Below are 15344 nucleotides of genomic sequence, written 5' to 3' on the forward strand. Positions count from 1 at the left end.
CGGGATTGCGACACCGTTCCACGTCGGCGCGGGCGTTACCGTCGTCGGGTGCGCGCCAGCCGGCTGGTCTCCCTGCTGCTGCTCCTGCAGAACCGGGGGCGGCTGACCGCCCGCGAACTCGCCGACGCCCTGGAGGTGTCGGTCCGCACGGTCTACCGGGACGTCGAGTCCCTCGGCGCGGCCGGGGTGCCGGTCTACGCCGACCGGGGACCGGCCGGCGGCTACCGGCTACTCGACGGCTACCGCACCCGGCTGACCGGGATGACCGCCGGGGAGGCCGAGGCCCTCGTCCTGGCCGGGATGCCCGGGCCCGCCGCCGAGCTGGGCCTGGGGTCGGTGCTGGCCGCGGCGGAGTTGAAGCTGCGCGCCGCCCTGCCGGCGGAGCTGGCCGACCGGGGCGACCGGGTCCGGCAGCGGTTCCACCTCGACGCGCCGGGCTGGTTCCGCGACCCGGAACCCGTTCCGCACCTGACGGCGCTGGCCGGCGCGGTCTGGGAGGACCGCATGGTGCGGGTGCGCTACCTGCGGTGGCAGCGTCCCCGTGAGGTGACCCGGGTGCTCGCCCCGCTGGGCGTGGTGCTCAAGGCCGGCCGTTGGTACCTCGCGGCCCGTTCCGGTGACCAGCTGCGCACCTACCGGGTCGGGGCGGTGCAGCAGGTGACCGTCCTCGACGAGCGGTTCGACCGGCCGGCCGACTTCGACCTGGCCGCGTTCTGGGCCGACTGGACCGACCGGTACGAGCGCGGCGTCTACCGCGACGAGGCCCGCATCCGGGTGACGGCGGCGGCGCTGGAGTTCATGGCCCACGTGTGGCCGACCGCGATGAGCCGCGCGGCCCGCGCGACGGCGGGTGAGCCGGACGCGGAGGGCTGGCGGCACACGACGGTGCCGATCGAGTCGGTCCGGCACGGCCACACCGAGCTGCTCAAGCTGGGCGCCCAGGTCGAGGTGCTGGCGCCGCCCGAGCTGCGCGAGATGGTGGCCGCGACCGCGCACGCGATGGCCGGCCGCTATCCGCGCCCGGGCGGGCCACCGGCGTGACGGCGGGGGGTGAACCACCCCCGCCGTCGTCGGCCGCGCTCACCTGGTGAGCTGCTTGTGCCGGTTGCGCTGGGCGGTGACGTTGATCCGGCGCGGCTTGGCGCGTTCCGCGATCGGGATGCGCAGCGTCAGCACTCCGTTGTCGTAGCCGGCTTCGAGGCGGTCGGTGTCGAGGGTGTCGCCGAGGAAGAGCTGCCGGGTGAAGGTGCCCATCGGGCGCTCGGCGGCGACGAGTTCGACGTTCTCGCCGGTGGGGCGGTGGCGCTGCGCGCGGACGGTCAGCACGTTGCGCTCGACCGTGCACTCGATGCTGTCCGGGTCGACGCCGGGCAGGTCGAAGGCGGCGTAGAAGTGGTCGCCGTCGCGGTAGGCGTCCAGGTGCATCGTCGCCGGGCGGCTGGTGGTGCCGAAGAACTGCTCGGCGAGCCGGTCGATCTCACGGAACGGGTCGGTACGCATCAACATGGTCGTGCCTCCTCGGTTCTCCTGGGCCGAAGGTGTCGGGTTGAGTCGAACCGACTCAACTTCCTCTTCTGTATTTAGCGCGTGGAAGGGCCGACGTCAACCCGCAGCGTCTTTTCGAACCAGTGCTCCGCGTAGGGGCCGTCGTTGAAGGCGGGGATCTCGGCGTAGCCGTGCCGGGCGTACAGGGCGCGGGCCTCGACCAGGTCGCTGCGGGTGTCCAGCCGGATCCGGTCGACGGCGAGCGTGCGGGCGTGCTCCTCGACCGCTGCGAGCAGCGCCGCTCCCCCGCCGCGGCCGCGGTGCCCGGGCTCGACGTACACCCGGGTCAACTCCGCCCAGCCGGGCCGCAGGCGCAGTCCCGCGCAGCCGGCCGGCGCGCCCTGCCGGTGGGCGAGCAGGAACAGTCCGGTGGGGGCGACCAGGTCGCCGCTCGGGTCGTCGGCCATCGCCGACTCGACCTCACCGGCCCGGCAGGGGCGGCCGTGGTAGCGCCGGACCATCTCGTCGAAGTACCGCCGCAGCAGCGCGACGGCTTCGGGGTGGTCGGGGTGGGCCGGCCGGATGCTCCAGGTCGCGGTGCTCCTCACCCGTCGATCATGTCCGGCGGGTCAACCGGGTTTCGGCGACGCCGCTCCGGCGGCGCCGCTCCGGCGGCGCCGCTCCGGCGGCGCCGCTCCGGCGGCGCCGCTCCGGCGGCGCCGCTCCGGCGGCGCCGCCTATCAGCGGGTCAGCGGTGGCGCGAGGGCAGCAGGGAGATCAGCACCGCCGCCACCGCCAGGTGCATCGCACCGAGGGTCAACTTCGCGCCGGTGGTGGCCTCGGTGGCCGTGAGAGGAAGCAGGGAGAGCAGGGCCACCACCACGGCGAGGGCGATCCAGACGGTGGTCGCCCGACGCGGCAGGAAACGCTCGAGGACGGCCAGCGCCGCCCAGCCGACCAGCGCGGCGCCGAGGGAGAAGAGGACGACCGGACCGATCCCGACGGTCATCTCCGGCTGCCCCGGGTTCTTGACGGTGTAGTCCACCCCGGCGATGGCGCCGATCACCCAGATCAGCACGCAGGCCAGAACGGCGCCGGCGACACCGACGGCCCGGCGGCGCGCGGGCGTGACGGTGGTGGCGGGTTGTGCGGTCGCGCTCATGGCTGCTCCTCGGTCGCGGGAACGAACAACGCGACCGTACCAGATAGTCTTGATCTGAACTATCTTCTACGGAACTAGCAGCCGGGGCGGTCCGGTGGCCCACACGGACCGGTGCCGGCCAACCGGCCGGACACCAGGCTCTCGATCGACCGGAGCAGCACCGCGCGGTCGGCCTCGGGCAGCGCGGCGAGCACCTCCTGCTGGATCCGGGCGGCGATCTCCTGCGCCCGACCCAGGACCCGCTCCCCCTCCGGGGTCACCTCCACCAGGCGGGCCCGACGGTCGCTCGGCGACGGGAGACGCCGCGCGAGCCCCGCCGCCTCCAACTGGTCCAGCGTGACCACCATGGTGGTCTTGTCGATCCCGCACAGCTCGCCGAGCTGCCGCTGGGTCAGGTCGCCGGGTCGCGCCCGCAGCAGCACGCAGTGCGCCCGCGGCGAGATGCCCAGTTCTCCCAGGCCCCGCGCGTGCTCGGCCATCAGGGCGTGGCTGGCCCGGGAGAGCAGGAACATCAGGTCCGGGGTGCCGCCGGGCGAGCAGGAGGTCATGCACCGAGGCTAACAAGATGGTCCGGAACGGGATCGTCTCCCCGACGGACGGTCAGGGGCCGGTCCGCCAGTAGATCCCCTGCTCCCGGGCGAGCAGGCCCTCGTCCACCAGAGAGCGCCGCAGGGTCACGTGGTCGGCGGTCCCGCCCTCGCACCAGCCGCGGAGCATCTCGTCGACCGCCCGCTCCGGGTAGCGCAGTCCGGGCTCGAACGACTCCACCAGGTGGGTGAGCAGCACCCGCCGACGGCCACGCTGGGCCGGCAGCGCCACCAGGGCGCCGTCGCGCAGGAACGTCCGCAGCACCCGGTCGGCGGGCTCCTCGGCGGCGCGGGGTGCGGCGGGCGTACGGGCCGCCTCGCGGAACCGGTCCGCGTCGACCCGCAGGTCGCCGTCGGCGCCGGTCACCACGCCCGCCTCGGCCAACCGGCGCAGCGCGGTGACCACCTGACGGGTGGACAGGCCGGCGCGCGCGGCCACCGCCGCGGTGTCGGCGCCGCCGAGCACGACGGCGGCGAAGACCCGCCGGCGTACGTCGTCGGCGAGCGCTCCGGCGAGGGTTCGGGTCGTCATGCCGGTCACCCTGTCAGCGACGTACGGTCACCGCCAGGTGTTTTCCCGGCGGCGGTGTCAGCGGCAGGTTCGGCCTGCAGGGAGACCCGCCGGAGCAGGTCGGCCAGGAGTCGCCGTTCCGCCGGGGTGAGCACCGCCAGCAGGCGGTGCTCCTCGTGGCCCAGCACGTCTATGGCCGCCCGCCAGCCGGCGTGGCCGGCGTCGGTGAGTTCGACGTCGACCCGGCGTCGGTCGACGGTGGACGGAATCCGGCGCACGAAGCCGCGCCGGAGCAGAGCGTCGACCCGGGCGGTGACCGAGGCGGGTGCCATCCGCAGGTCGTCGGCGAGTTCGGTTGGCGCGGCCCGGCCGCGCCGACCGGCCAGGGCGTGCAGGGTGTCGAACTCGTGGGCGGGCAGGTCGAGCTCGGCCAGCGACCGCTCCTTGACCGCCCGCAGGTGCCGGGTGAGGAAGGCCATCCGGGTGACCGCTTTCTCGATGTCGGGGTCGAGGTCCGGCAGGACGGGCAGCCACCGTTCGACGTGCCGGTCGGCGCGGTCGCGGTCGGTCATGCGCCCACTGTACGACGGCGTCGAATAATTCATTGACGAAAGGTTCGACGTCGAAATACATTCCCAGGGTGACCCACCCTCTGCGGCTCCCCGCCTTCCGGCTGCTCTTCCTCGGGCGCACCGTCTCCGCCGTGGGCGACGCCGTCGTGCCGGCCGCCCTCGCCCTCGCCGTGCTCCGCGCCACCGGCTCCACCGGCGCCCTCGCCCTGGTGCTGGCCTGCGCGATGCTCCCCAAGCTGCTCCTGCTGCCGCTCGGCGGGGTGGTCGCCGACCGCTTCGACGCCCGCCGGGTCGCCCTCACCACCGACCTGGTCCGGTGCGCCGCCCAGGTGGCCGTCGGCGTGGAACTGCTCGGCGCCGGCCCGTCGCTGACCCACATCGCGGTCGCCTCCGCGGTCGGCGGCACTGCCTCCGCCTTCGCCATGCCCACCGCCTCCCCGCTGGTCGCCGGTACCGTGCACGCCGACGGACGGCAGCAGGCCAACGCCCTGATGGGCGTCACCGCCAACGCCAGCCGGCTCACCGGACCCGCCCTCGCCGGCCTGCTGATCTGGGCCGCCGGCCCCGGCTGGGCGTTCGTCCTCGACGGCCTCACCTTCGCTGTCAGCGCCCTGCTGCTCAGCATGGTGCGGATCCGGCACGTGCCGGTGCCGCACCGCTCGATGCTCACCGACCTGGCGCACGGCTGGCGCGAGGTGCGCGGCCGCGACTGGTACTGGACCAGTCTCATCGGCCACGGGGTGTGGAACGGCGCCGCCGCCGTGCTGATGACCCTGGGCCCCGTCATCGCGACCACCCAGCTCGGCGGCGAGGGCGTCTGGGTGCTCATGTTGCAGGGCGGCGCCGTCGGCCTGCTGATCGGATCACTGCTGGCCGCCCGGGTCCGCCCCCGCCGGCCGGTGCTGATCGCCAACCTCGGCCTGGCCACGTACGCGGCGCCGTTGCTGCTGCTCGCCGTCGCCGCGCCCGCACCGGCGGTCATCGCCAGCTACTGCCTCGCCCTGACCGCGCTCGGCTTCCTCAACCCGGTCTGGGAGACCGTCGTGCAGGAGCAGGTACCACCGCAGGCACTGGCCCGGGTCACCTCGTACGACTGGCTGATGTCCCTGGGCGCGATGCCGGTCGGCTACGCCGTCGCCCCCCTCGCGGCGCACGCCTGGGGCGAGGCGACCCCACTGGTCGGCGCGGCGGTGCTCGTCGCGCTCTCCTGCGCCGGCACCGCCGCCGTTCCCGCCGTACGCCGACTCACCTGGCAGGCCACGCCCGCGCCGCAGCCGGTGGCCCCCACCGCGACCACCGGCTGACCGGTCAGAGCGGGTGCCCGGTGGTGGCGTCCACGTGGCCGGGGACCTCCTCGTGACGGTCACCGACACTCGACGTCCCGGACGGCTCGAACATCAGGATCGACGCGCCCTGCGGCGCGGACGGGCGGTGCGGCACCCCGCGCGGCACCACGTACACCGCGCCGCGCGGCAGCACCACCGTCCGCTCGCCGGCGTCGTCGCGCAACTCGATCCGCAGCTGCCCCTCCAGGACCAGGAAGAACTCGTCGGTGTCGTCGTGGGCGTGCCACACGTGCTCACCGGCCACCTTCGCGATCCGCACGTCGTAGTCGTTGACGCGGGTGACGATCCGCGGACTCCACAACTGCTCGAAGCGGGACAGCGCCGCCGCCAGGTCGATCGGCTCATCACTCATCGACCCATCCTGACACCTGCGCGCCGCCCCGGGGTCACAGGAACCGGTGCATGACGTGCAGGCCCACCCGACCCTCGGTCGGATGCGCGAACGACTCCGGCACGGTGCCCACCACCGAGAACCCGAGTCGCCGGTACAGCTCGACGGCCGCGTGGTTAACCTCGACCACCGCGTTGAACTGCATCGCCGCGTACCCCTGGGTGCGGGCCCAGTCCAGCGCGTACTCGGCCAGGGCGCGACCGACACCGCGGCCGCGGGCGTCGGCCGCCACCATGAAACTCGCCGTCGACACGTGCCCACCGGGCCCCGGCCGGTTGCGGCCCATCTTCGCCGTGCCCACGACCCGGTCGCCGTCGACCGCGACGACGGTGCGCCCCGGCGCGGCCTCCACCCACACCTCACGCGCGACCTCCGACGGCCAGGCCGGGTCGTACGGGAAGGTGTCGCCGGCGCCGGTCACCTGCGCGAAGATCGGCCACACCGCCGGCCAGTCGGACTCCGTGAAAGCTCTGATCCGCATCCGGCGGACGCTAGCCACCCCGAGCGGCACGGACAAACGGCTTTTCCGCCGCGGTGACCCGACGCGACAGCGTCGGCTATGCCGCGACCGCGATCACCAGGAACTCGCCGTCCGTCCCCGCGCCCACCGGCTCGCCGTGCCAGCCGCCGTGGATCCGCTCCACCCGGAACCCGGCCGCGGCGAGGGACCCGCGCAGCTCCTGCTCGGTACGGAACCGCAGCACCGCGTCGCCGCGCAGCTCCCGGTCGGGAAAGCGGTAGTGACGGGTGAAGTGGACCAGGCCGCCCTCCACCGCGGTGACCTCCGTCCAGACCTCCACCTCACCGCCGTCCGGCAGGCGCAGCCGCCGGCGGGAGTCGACCGGGTTCCACCGCTCCCACCGCCGGTCGGCTGGATCACGGGAGTCGAACACCAACCGTCCGCCGTCGACCAGTGCCCGCCGCAGCGCGCCCAGCGCACCGGCCCACTCGCCGTCGGTCACCAGGAACTGCGCGACATGGCTGGTCATCACCGCGACGTCGTACGCCCGCCCGGGTAGCACCTCCGCGCCGCCCTCGATCCAGGTGACGCGTTCGGCGCCGGGCTTGGCGCGGGCGGCATCCAGGCAGGCGCGGGCCGGGTCGACGCCGGTGACGACGTGCCCGGCGGCAGCCAGGCCGAGCGCCAGCCGGCCGGTGCCGCAGCCGAAGTCGAGCACCCGCACGCCCGGGGTCTCACCGACCATCGAGAGGAAGAAGTCGTCGTCGCGACCCCACGGGCACTCGACGTCGTAGACCGCGACCAGGCGGGTATCGGTGAACTCCGCGTTGCGCATCGCCGCACCTCAGCGCCTGTGGAGGAAGTTGCTCCTCCAAGAGCGGACGGCCAAAAGAAACGGCAAGGAGATTGCCTACTCCTTGCCACTTCCAACATATAGCAGACCGGGGGTCTTGCGGCAAGACCCGGGTCGTGCCGCAGAATCTCCAGCCGCAGCCAGAAACTGCGGAAATCAGAAAGACGCGGAGTACCCGCGGAATGGCGAAAAAGCCGGTGGGGCTCGCGGTGTGGTTGCGGGACTTCAGCGCGGAGGCGCGGGTGTGCGCGCCGCAGCCGGCCGAGAGGCGACCTGTCAAACGGGGGGTTTCATGGTTGACGTGATCGTGGTCGGCGGCGGACCGACCGGCCTGATGCTGGCCGGCGAGTTGCGCCTGCACGGTGTGCACACGCTCGTGCTGGAGAAGGAGACGGAGCCGACCAGGTACGTCCGCGCGCTCGGCCTGCACGCGCGCAGCGTCGAGGTGCTGGACCAGCGCGGTCTGCTGGAGCGGTTCCTCGCGCTCGGCCAGCGGTACCCGGTCGGTGGTTTCTTCGCCGCCATCGCCAAGCCGTCGCCGGACCGGCTGGACACCGCACATCCGTACGTGCTCGGCATCCCGCAGACCACCACCGACCGCCTGCTGGCCGAGCACGCCACCGAGGTCGGCGTCGAGATCCGGCGCGGCTGCGAACTGGTCGGGCTCAGCCAGGACGACCACGGGGTGACCGCCGAGTTGGCCGACGGCACGCGGCTGCGCTCGCGCTACCTCGTCGGCTGCGACGGCGGCCGGAGCACGGTGCGCAAGCTGCTCGGCGTCGGCTTCCCCGGCGAGCCCACCCGGGTCGAGACGCTGCTGGGCGAGATGGAGGTGGCAGCCTCCCCGGAGACGGTGGCCGCCGTGGTGGCCGAGGTCCGCAAGACCCACCTTCGGTTCGGCCTCGGGCCCGTCGGGGAGGAGGTGTACCGGGTCGTCGTGCCCGCCGAGGGCGTGGCCGCGGACCGTACGACTGCGCCCACCCTGGAGGAGTTCCAGCGGCAGCTGCGGGCGTACGCCGGCACCGACTTCGGCGTGCACTCACCGCGCTGGCTGTCCCGCTTCGGCGACGCCACCCGGCTGGCCGAGCGCTACCGGACCGGCCGGGTGCTGCTGGCCGGCGACGCGGCGCACCTCCACCCGCCGACCGGCGGCCAGGGACTCAACCTCGGCATCCAGGACGCGTTCAACCTCGGCTGGAAACTGGCCGCCGAGGTCAACGGTTGGGCGCCGGAGGGGCTGCTGGACAGCTACCACGCCGAACGGCACCCGGTGGCCGCCGACGTGCTGCACAACACCCGCGCGCAGTTCGAGCTGCTCTCCCCCGAGCCGGGACCCCGGTCGGTGCGCCGGCTGGTGTCGGAGCTGATGGACTTCGAGGACGTGAACCGGTACCTGATCGAGAAGATCACCGCGATCGGGGTCCGCTACGACTTCGGAGAAGGCCATGAACTGCTCGGCCGGCGGATGCGGGACGTGCGACTGAAGCGCGGGCGCCTCTACGAGCTGATGCACGGCGGCCGTGGGCTGCTGCTCGACCAGACCGGCCGGCTCTCGGTGGCGGGCTGGGCCGAGCGGGTCGACCACGTCGTCGACGTCAGCGAGGAACTGGACGTGCCCGCGGTGCTGCTGCGGCCGGACGGCCACGTCGCGTGGGTCGGCGAGGACCAGCAGGATCTGCTCAGCCAGCTGCCGAGGTGGTTCGGCGCTGCCGTCGGCTGAGCGCTCGGCCCATGCTGAAATTGTCATCCGGTACGCCGATGGAGGGTCCGCACAGCTCTCGGGAATTGTCGAAGCGGTATCCCGTCATGCTCGGTCACGGCCTCACCTTCTCTTTGTTCGGAGTCGGTGTCCTACTGCCGGCCGTGGCCGCCGACTGGATCACGATCATCGGTAGCGCCCGAAGATGGTCGCGTTGCGACGACGCCGACCGATCCGACGGGCCAGCGGTACAGCGTTCATTTTTGAACGCGGCCCAGCCTGTCGCGTCGGGGACGCACCCCTCGACGCGACACTGGTGCCGGCTGGACATTCGAGTCCTCACCTCTGTCGGGAGAGCAGCTGCCAGCCGCGCCGCTGCCAGGGCTCGTCCCGGCGCCGGAGTGCCTCGGCACGATCTTCGGCGGTGGACCGTGCGAGCTCGGCCTCGTCCGGGCTCATCCAGCCGTTACGGCACGCCTCTTCGTACTCGTCCCAGTCTTCGATCTCGACGCGGGAGTCCCGCTCGTGGAGGACCGGGTCCAGTTCGAGATCGACGTACCGCCAGCCCGCCTCGGTGCTCTCCGGCGGGAGGCACACGTCGATCTCAAGTCGCCGGTCAGCAGGATCATCGACCCACCACGCCACCCAGGGACGGCCCGCCGCGAGCAGCACCAGGACGGGTACCGCCAGTACGCCGCTGCCGTGCGGAGCGCCCCAGCGTGAACCGGTCGGACCCCGCAGCCACGTGCCGGCGCGGTCCTGGCGGATCTGCTGGAGGTCGAACCAGAAGACGCCGCCGGGGCGCTTGATCTTGAACAGACGTACGCTCCCGTCGTTCCGCACCGTGTCCACGTTAAGAGCAGCATCGAGTACGCCGCGACCCGGCACTCCGGTGGGAGGCGTCGTCTCAGTCGCGCTTCAGGCCCGAGAAGATGACCGCGAGCGTGCGGGCTTGCAGCTGCTCGTCCCATCCACCGTGCACGGCCCCCTGGCACACGCTGACCAGCAGCGCCATCACCTCGGGTAGCCGTACCGGGGCGGCGACCGCGCCGGTGGCCTGCGCCTGTTCCAGCAGCCCGGCCACCGCCTGCTCCAGATGACCGACCGCGTCCGGGATCCGGATGTCCACCCCGGACCCGGCGAGCAGGTCGACGACGGTCTTCTTCGCCGCGGCCTGCGCCACCATGTGCGTGAAGAAGGCGAAGAGGTCGCGCTGCCCGGCCTCCTCGACGAGCTGTGTCAGCAGTCGCTTCATGATCGCGGCGAGCAGGTCGTCCTTGGTGGGGAAATGCCGGAAGACCGTGCCGACCGCGACGCCGGCCCGCCGGGCCACCTCCTCGGTGGAGGCACGGGGGCCGAACTCGGCGAAGACCGACTCGGCGGCGTCCAGGATGCGTACGCGGTTGCGCTGCGCGTCGGCACGCAGCGGCGGCCCCTCTACCAAAATGAGTCTCCACTCATTATTCTCGGCGACACAAGTCGAGTCCTGACTCATCTTATCCAGGAGGACGACCATGACGCCGAACGAGATCTTCGACAGCATGCGCGCCCGGTGGCTCGCGAACCTGCCCACCTTCGAGCCCGACCTGCTCACCGACGACGTGGTGATCGAGACACCGTTCGCCGCACCCGGCCGCCCTACGCGTACCGAGGGGAAGCAACAGGTGCTCGAGTACACCCGATGGAGCCGAGCGACGTTCCCGGTCCGGTTCGACGACTGCCGCAACGTGGTCGTGCACGAGACCGCCGACCCCGAGGTCATCGTCGTCGAGTACGAACTGGTCGGCACTCACACCGCGACCGGGACAACCGCCTCGGCGCCGTTCATCGGGGTGCTGCGTAGCCGCAACGGCAAACTGGCCCACTGGCGCGAGTACCAGCACACCCTCGCCATCGCCCAAGCCGTCGGTCAGGCATAGGCCCCGGATCAGGAGTGAGCCGCAGACGGAGCCGCTGCACCTCGTGAGGGGCCAGGCCGCCCACCGCGCTGCGGGCGCTGATCGCCTCAGACGCCGACCAACATCTTCGTTGATCCCCGGGCCCGCACCAGGGCGGCGGGGCACGTGCCCGCCCTGTCGTCCTCGGTCCTCCTCTTCAGAAGCCGGCGACCTCGGTTCGGTGCCGGGGACACCGTCGTGAGCGTCCGTCGCTCCGTTCGCGGGTTGCAACAGAACAGACATTATGGTGTACCAGGGTTTCGCCCCTTATGTCCGCCTACATTGTTGAATTATCGGTAATCGTTATTCGTTAATCCGGCAAGGGTCAGTGAGGCGAGCTGGCTGAGGGGTTCGCCCGCCGTTGTCAGGTCTCACCTGAGCTGGCGAGTTCCCAGGCGGTTCGCCGGCACAGGTGGCGGAGCCTCACCCGATCTGGCTGAGCGCTCTCGATGTGGTGTGGCTCAGCGCTGGTGGCGAAGCCGATGACCGAACTCACCGAGCAGACCCGGCGGTTGATCGCCTGCTCGTCGCTGGTCCTGGTCGCCAGCGTGGACGCACAGGGCAACTGTGACGTCTCCCCGCGCGGCGGCCCCGCCGGGTTCGTCGCCGTCCTGGACGCGCGGACGGTGGCGATACCGGACGCGACGGGCAACAAGCGTCTGGACAGCCTGCAGAACGTCATCGCCACCGGGCGGGCCGGGCTGCTGTTCGTCATCCCGGGGCACACCACGACGCTCAGGGTGAACGGGCGGGCCTGCGTCTCCACCCGCCCCGAGCTGCTCTCACAGCTGACCGCCGTGGGCAAGCCACCGGCCAGCGCGCTGGTGCTGGGCATCGAGCAGGCCTACCCGCACTGCCCCAAGGCGCTGCTGCGCGGCGGGGCCTGGAAGCCGGAGCTGACGATCGCCGACATCGAACAGGTGGAGGCGGACTCGCTGAAGTACCGCTACGAGTGGGAGCCCGCGGACCCACCGCCGTGCGCTGAGGCCGAGGTCGGCGCAGGGCGATGGGTCCGTCGTCGCGTCCTATTCCTCCGGCTCCCAGGCGATCAGCTGGTCGAAGACGCGGCGGTCGCCGTCGAGCCGCAGCAAGTCCATCGGAATGCGGCCGTAGAAGAACATGACCAGCTCATTGGCCGTACCCCGGGCGGAGGCGTAGGCCGCCTCCGGGCCCTCGCCGGCGACCGGCGCGGAGAGCCGGGCGGTCCGTGCGCCGCCGGCGGAGAACCAGAGCCGCCAGGAACGGCCCTCGGTGGCGTGGTAGTCGATGACAGCGGGCTTGTGCGGCCACGCGGCCGTCGTCGCGACGCAGGTGGTCAGGAACTCGTCGACACCGTCGAGGGCCACCTCGTCCGGCAACGGCTGCGGGGCGCCCACGGCGACCTGGGCGTCATAGGTGTGCACGGCGACCTGCTGAAGCTGATGCCGGGCAACGGCACCAGCGGTCTGCGGCGCCTGCGACGAACCCCACCACGTCCAGCAACCACGATCCGGGCCGGCCTCCCGCAACGCGGCCAGCAGCTCCCCCGTCGACGCGGCGAACCAGGCCAGCAGGGCCTCGCGCTCCCGGGGCGGCACCGGGGCGGACATCGCCGGAGGAGCGTCGGCGGGCCCCGCGGCCACGATGGCGGCCCACTTGCGGCGTCCCTCGCCCAGGTGCTGCACCAGGTCGAACAACGTCCACTCGGGGCAGGTCGGCACTCGCACGTCGAGGCTGGGTGCCGCGGCGACCGCCGCCCGGAAAGCGGTCGATCGCTCGTCTATCAGCCGCAACAGGCCAGCGAACTCCAGAGTCTTTCCCACCGCGGCTTTGTACCACCCCACTCCGACGACCGACAGGATTTCCCCACCCCCGGCGGCGGGGCCACGCGGAAAATCCGTTGCCCGGCGGCCCGCGGGTTGACCATGCTGACGCGCATGGATCAGTGACCAGTGGCGCACGTGCGCGATGAAAGCGGGTTCGAGTCACCTCCCCGTCTCGGTCCGCCGTGCCACTCGAAGCCCGCACCGGGTGACCGGTGCGGGCTTCCTTCACGCGACGTGATCTGCGACGTCGCGCCAGCCGGCGTGCTCCGCGCCGAGACGCCGGCTGCCCGCCACTGGATCCGGGAGGCACCCCCCGGCGCGTCATCGCGCTGCCGGGCGCCTCCTGCCTAGACCTTGGAATCGCCGAAGTCATGAATAGTTCCAGCCATGTCCGCGTGCCGGCCGACGGTCGCGGACCCGGCATCGACCGCAAAGCGCTGTGGGTGGTCAGCGAGCTCGGACTGCCGGCCATCGTCAAAGCCTGCGTGTCGTGCAGGTCCACCCGTCACCGTCCCACCGGGAAGATCCGGGTCAACGCGAACCACAAGCTGCTCGACGTGTGGCTGCTGATCTGCTGCGACCTGTGCGGCCGCACGTCGAAGATCCCCGTCCACGAGCGCGTCAACGTGCGGGGGCTGGACCACGAGCGGCTACTGAGGTTCGAGAACAACGATCCAGCCATGGTGCGACAGCTGACCATGGACGCGACGCTCGCTCACAAGGCCGCCTACCAGCTGGACTGGACCGGCACCTGGCAGTTGGACACCGACATACCGTTCTACGACCTCCTGCGCGAGGATGCCGCGCCGCTCAAGGTCATCATCAGGTTCGAGCTCCCGGCACCCGTCCGGGTCGAGAAGCTGCTCACCGCCGGGTTCGGCCTGAGCCGTCCCGCCGTGCGAGGCATGGTCGACTCCGGGCGCATCCGCCTGCCCCTGCCCATCGACGCCAAGGCCCGCGAGGACTTCACCTTCCTTGTCGTCACCGCCCCACCGCTGTCACCCGAGCGGGCATGAGGTGCCGCCCCACGGCGCGATGACCTGCGCCGTGGAGCGGCCCGTACCATCCGGCCCGCCGGCCGTCGCGGTCGGCGGGCCGGCCCAGCCTGCGGCGGCTCACTTGAATGTGCCGGCCTTCGCCCGCACGGACATGCCTGCGTGCGAATCCCGTGCTTCAAAGACCTCCGCTTGGCTGTCCGCGACATCTCGCCTGAGCGACTACTCCCGCCTCGCGAGCAACGCATCCACCCGCGGGGCCGGACAGCACCTCCGCTCGCGGCCCGCGACGCGGACACCGAACCCGCGCCTTATCGCCCCGTTACACACCGCTGCCACGCACTCAGACGGGTGCCCCCTTTAAGGCCGGGCGCGGATCGCCTGCGTCATGGCATCAGCCGACACCGGCACTCCGGGTCGCGCAGGGACCTGAGCTGCTGTGCGCTTGACGGGGCGGGGAAGGTGTAACGCGCCCCAGCATGTTGATGTGCGCGTACCCGAGCGGTGACAAGCGGGCGGCGTCCTCGTCGCGGACCTGGTAGTCTGGGCGCGGAGCGCGGTGACGGCCAGGTCGATGTAGCGGGTGTTGAAGAGCACGACCGCGTTGAGGACGAGTCCGAGCGCGCCCAGCTGGTCTTCCTGTCCGGTGCGGTAGGGCTGCATGATGTCGCCGCGGTGTCCGTGCAGGATCTTGCGGGCCAGGGAGTGTCGGGACTCGCCGATGTTCAGTTGCCGGGTCACGGTACGCCGGTAGGTTTCGTCGACCGGGTCGACCATGGCCAGCAGGTGCAGGGTCTTGGCGATCCGGCCGGCACTCGGCCAGGGCTTGACCGAGCGGGATGGAATGCCCGTCGCGGGTCAGCATCCGCAGCAGGTCGTAGGCGCGGACCCCCGTTCTCCACCGGAACCACTGGGCGAGCCGGCCGATCCGCTACCTGACCCCGTCCCGCCTCAGAGCGAGACAGCGCTTCCGCAGGTGCCCCACGCCGAACCCGTGTGGACGGACATCGTGGCCGCTCGGCCTGACGGGGCCCGACTGGAATTCACGCCACACCAGGCGCGACCTGCCGATTCTCGGTGTCGCTGCTACTTTTCAGTCTTGCAACGAGCCCGTCGCGCAACCGGTCAACGTGCCGTCGACGTGGCGTGGTAAGCAGACGAGTGACCAGGTCCACTCACCGCCATGGGATCGACGACAGATCTTGTGCTACGGTAACCGAGTTGCAGTTTTGATTTCCTTAGACGTTTTCCGGCGCCTGATGGGGCATCTGAAACCCATCCAGGCGCTTTTCGTTTTTCGTGTCGTTTCGACGCGGGTGATCAACGCGGCGGCGTAAGGGTCCGCAGAGTGCGGTCTCTAACAGCCTGCGAAGGAGCAGACATGACTACAGGTACCGTGAAGTGGTTCAACGCCGACAAGGGCTTCGGCTTCATCAGCCCCGACGACGGCGGCGCCGACGTCTTCGCCCACTTCTCCGCGATCTCGGCGAGCGGCTTCCGCAGCCTCGACGAGAATCAGAAGGTGGAGTTCGACATCACCC

Annotated in this window: 18 protein-coding genes and 2 pseudogenes; 7 read left to right on the top strand and 13 right to left on the bottom strand. The window is 71.7% G+C overall.

Features of this window, described 5'->3' with window-relative positions:
* The first annotated feature begins 48 nt into the window (after nucleotides 1–48).
* Nucleotides 49–1041: a helix-turn-helix transcriptional regulator gene (locus tag AC5L3Z_RS21440; RefSeq protein ID WP_494844537.1), complete on the top strand. Its 993-nt coding sequence runs from the start codon at nucleotides 49–51 to the stop codon at nucleotides 1039–1041.
* 39 nt (nucleotides 1042–1080) lie between these two features.
* Here AC5L3Z_RS21440 and AC5L3Z_RS21445 read toward each other — a convergent pair whose 3' ends face one another.
* The 6 genes from AC5L3Z_RS21445 to AC5L3Z_RS21470 form a co-directional block, all read right to left on the bottom strand.
* Complete coding sequence (locus AC5L3Z_RS21445; RefSeq protein WP_494844539.1) at nucleotides 1081–1506, bottom strand: Hsp20/alpha crystallin family protein; 426 nt, start codon at nucleotides 1504–1506, stop codon at nucleotides 1081–1083.
* 74 nt (nucleotides 1507–1580) lie between these two features.
* Nucleotides 1581–2093, bottom strand: coding sequence for a GNAT family N-acetyltransferase (locus AC5L3Z_RS21450; RefSeq protein WP_494844540.1), 513 nt, complete (start codon nucleotides 2091–2093; stop codon nucleotides 1581–1583).
* A 140-nt stretch (nucleotides 2094–2233) separates the two neighbouring features.
* Nucleotides 2234–2647 carry a DUF6069 family protein gene (locus AC5L3Z_RS21455; protein WP_494844541.1) on the bottom strand — a complete coding sequence of 138 codons (414 nt, stop codon included), beginning with the start codon at nucleotides 2645–2647 and terminating at the stop codon, nucleotides 2234–2236.
* Between the two features lie 74 nt (nucleotides 2648–2721).
* On the bottom strand, nucleotides 2722–3195 hold the full coding sequence (locus AC5L3Z_RS21460) for a MarR family winged helix-turn-helix transcriptional regulator (protein ID WP_494844543.1): 474 nt from the start codon (nucleotides 3193–3195) through the stop codon (nucleotides 2722–2724).
* 52 nt (nucleotides 3196–3247) lie between these two features.
* Nucleotides 3248–3766: a DUF2087 domain-containing protein gene (locus AC5L3Z_RS21465; RefSeq protein ID WP_494844544.1), complete on the bottom strand. Its 519-nt coding sequence runs from the start codon at nucleotides 3764–3766 to the stop codon at nucleotides 3248–3250.
* Nucleotides 3767–3771: 5 nt separating this feature from the next.
* Nucleotides 3772–4317 (bottom strand): MarR family winged helix-turn-helix transcriptional regulator, encoded by a 546-nt coding sequence (locus AC5L3Z_RS21470; RefSeq protein WP_494844546.1) that lies wholly within the window; start codon nucleotides 4315–4317, stop codon nucleotides 3772–3774.
* Nucleotides 4318–4385: 68 nt separating this feature from the next.
* Between AC5L3Z_RS21470 and AC5L3Z_RS21475 the strand changes: the two genes are divergently transcribed.
* Nucleotides 4386–5621 (top strand): MFS transporter, encoded by a 1236-nt coding sequence (locus tag AC5L3Z_RS21475; protein ID WP_494844547.1) that lies wholly within the window; start codon nucleotides 4386–4388, stop codon nucleotides 5619–5621.
* 4 nt (nucleotides 5622–5625) lie between these two features.
* On the opposite strand, the gene AC5L3Z_RS21480 is transcribed toward AC5L3Z_RS21475, so the two are convergent.
* The 3 genes from AC5L3Z_RS21480 to AC5L3Z_RS21490 form a co-directional block, all read right to left on the bottom strand.
* Nucleotides 5626–6015, bottom strand: coding sequence for a cupin domain-containing protein (locus tag AC5L3Z_RS21480; RefSeq protein WP_494844548.1), 390 nt, complete (start codon nucleotides 6013–6015; stop codon nucleotides 5626–5628).
* 34 nt (nucleotides 6016–6049) lie between these two features.
* Nucleotides 6050–6535, bottom strand: coding sequence for a GNAT family N-acetyltransferase (locus AC5L3Z_RS21485; RefSeq protein ID WP_494844549.1), 486 nt, complete (start codon nucleotides 6533–6535; stop codon nucleotides 6050–6052).
* A 76-nt stretch (nucleotides 6536–6611) separates the two neighbouring features.
* Nucleotides 6612–7349, bottom strand: a complete 738-nt coding sequence (locus AC5L3Z_RS21490; protein ID WP_494844551.1) for a class I SAM-dependent methyltransferase — start codon at nucleotides 7347–7349, stop codon at nucleotides 6612–6614.
* Nucleotides 7350–7659: 310 nt separating this feature from the next.
* On the opposite strand from AC5L3Z_RS21490, the gene rox reads away from it, so the two are divergent.
* A complete protein-coding gene (gene rox, locus AC5L3Z_RS21495) occupies nucleotides 7660–9087 on the top strand; it encodes a rifampin monooxygenase (protein ID WP_494844552.1) in 1428 nt (475 codons plus the stop codon).
* A gap of 318 nt (nucleotides 9088–9405) precedes the next feature.
* Here the strand turns inward: rox and AC5L3Z_RS21500 are convergent, their stop codons facing one another.
* Complete coding sequence (locus tag AC5L3Z_RS21500; RefSeq protein WP_494844553.1) at nucleotides 9406–9909, bottom strand: DUF402 domain-containing protein; 504 nt, start codon at nucleotides 9907–9909, stop codon at nucleotides 9406–9408.
* Nucleotides 9910–9973: 64 nt separating this feature from the next.
* The gene (locus AC5L3Z_RS21505; protein WP_494844555.1) at nucleotides 9974–10561 is read right to left on the bottom strand and encodes a TetR/AcrR family transcriptional regulator; all 588 of its coding nucleotides are present in this window, start codon (nucleotides 10559–10561) and stop codon (nucleotides 9974–9976) included.
* A gap of 19 nt (nucleotides 10562–10580) precedes the next feature.
* Here AC5L3Z_RS21505 and AC5L3Z_RS21510 point away from each other — a divergent pair, with 19 nt between their 5' ends.
* The gene (locus tag AC5L3Z_RS21510; RefSeq protein WP_494844556.1) at nucleotides 10581–10985 is read left to right on the top strand and encodes a nuclear transport factor 2 family protein; all 405 of its coding nucleotides are present in this window, start codon (nucleotides 10581–10583) and stop codon (nucleotides 10983–10985) included.
* A gap of 500 nt (nucleotides 10986–11485) precedes the next feature.
* A pseudogene (locus AC5L3Z_RS21515) lies at nucleotides 11486–11848 on the top strand (pyridoxamine 5'-phosphate oxidase family protein); the annotation flags it as partial.
* Nucleotides 11849–12028: 180 nt separating this feature from the next.
* Here the strand turns inward: AC5L3Z_RS21515 and AC5L3Z_RS21520 are convergent.
* Nucleotides 12029–12805 (bottom strand): maleylpyruvate isomerase family mycothiol-dependent enzyme, encoded by a 777-nt coding sequence (locus tag AC5L3Z_RS21520; RefSeq protein WP_494844557.1) that lies wholly within the window; start codon nucleotides 12803–12805, stop codon nucleotides 12029–12031.
* Between the two features lie 398 nt (nucleotides 12806–13203).
* On the opposite strand from AC5L3Z_RS21520, the gene AC5L3Z_RS21525 reads away from it, so the two are divergent.
* Nucleotides 13204–13824 (top strand): DUF1062 domain-containing protein, encoded by a 621-nt coding sequence (locus tag AC5L3Z_RS21525; RefSeq protein WP_494844558.1) that lies wholly within the window; start codon nucleotides 13204–13206, stop codon nucleotides 13822–13824.
* Nucleotides 13825–14189: 365 nt separating this feature from the next.
* On the opposite strand, the pseudogene AC5L3Z_RS21530 reads toward AC5L3Z_RS21525, so the two are convergent.
* A pseudogene (locus AC5L3Z_RS21530) lies at nucleotides 14190–14692 on the bottom strand (Tn3 family transposase); the annotation flags it as partial.
* A 492-nt stretch (nucleotides 14693–15184) separates the two neighbouring features.
* Between AC5L3Z_RS21530 and AC5L3Z_RS21535 the strand changes: the two are divergent.
* Nucleotides 15185–15344, top strand: a 160-nt coding sequence (locus tag AC5L3Z_RS21535) for a cold-shock protein (protein ID WP_494844565.1), incomplete at its 3' end; no start/stop codon positions are given.

The sequence above is a fragment of the Micromonospora sp. LZ37 genome (assembly GCF_059359015.1).

Excerpts from the sequence above, each read along its gene's own strand:
- AC5L3Z_RS21445 (WP_494844539.1), bottom strand. The coding sequence starts at position 1,506 with ATGTTGATGCGTACCGACCCGTTCCGTGAGATCGACCGGCTCGCCGAG.
- AC5L3Z_RS21455 (WP_494844541.1), bottom strand. The coding sequence starts at position 2,647 with ATGAGCGCGACCGCACAACCCGCCACCACCGTCACGCCCGCGCGCCGC.
- AC5L3Z_RS21460 (WP_494844543.1), bottom strand. The coding sequence starts at position 3,195 with ATGACCTCCTGCTCGCCCGGCGGCACCCCGGACCTGATGTTCCTGCTC.
- AC5L3Z_RS21465 (WP_494844544.1), bottom strand. The coding sequence starts at position 3,766 with ATGACGACCCGAACCCTCGCCGGAGCGCTCGCCGACGACGTACGCCGG.
- AC5L3Z_RS21470 (WP_494844546.1), bottom strand. The coding sequence starts at position 4,317 with ATGACCGACCGCGACCGCGCCGACCGGCACGTCGAACGGTGGCTGCCC.
- AC5L3Z_RS21480 (WP_494844548.1), bottom strand. The coding sequence starts at position 6,015 with ATGAGTGATGAGCCGATCGACCTGGCGGCGGCGCTGTCCCGCTTCGAG.
- AC5L3Z_RS21485 (WP_494844549.1), bottom strand. The coding sequence starts at position 6,535 with ATGCGGATCAGAGCTTTCACGGAGTCCGACTGGCCGGCGGTGTGGCCG.
- AC5L3Z_RS21490 (WP_494844551.1), bottom strand. The coding sequence starts at position 7,349 with ATGCGCAACGCGGAGTTCACCGATACCCGCCTGGTCGCGGTCTACGAC.
- rox (WP_494844552.1), top strand. The coding sequence starts at position 7,660 with ATGGTTGACGTGATCGTGGTCGGCGGCGGACCGACCGGCCTGATGCTG.
- AC5L3Z_RS21505 (WP_494844555.1), bottom strand. The coding sequence starts at position 10,561 with ATGAGTCAGGACTCGACTTGTGTCGCCGAGAATAATGAGTGGAGACTC.
- AC5L3Z_RS21510 (WP_494844556.1), top strand. The coding sequence starts at position 10,581 with ATGACGCCGAACGAGATCTTCGACAGCATGCGCGCCCGGTGGCTCGCG.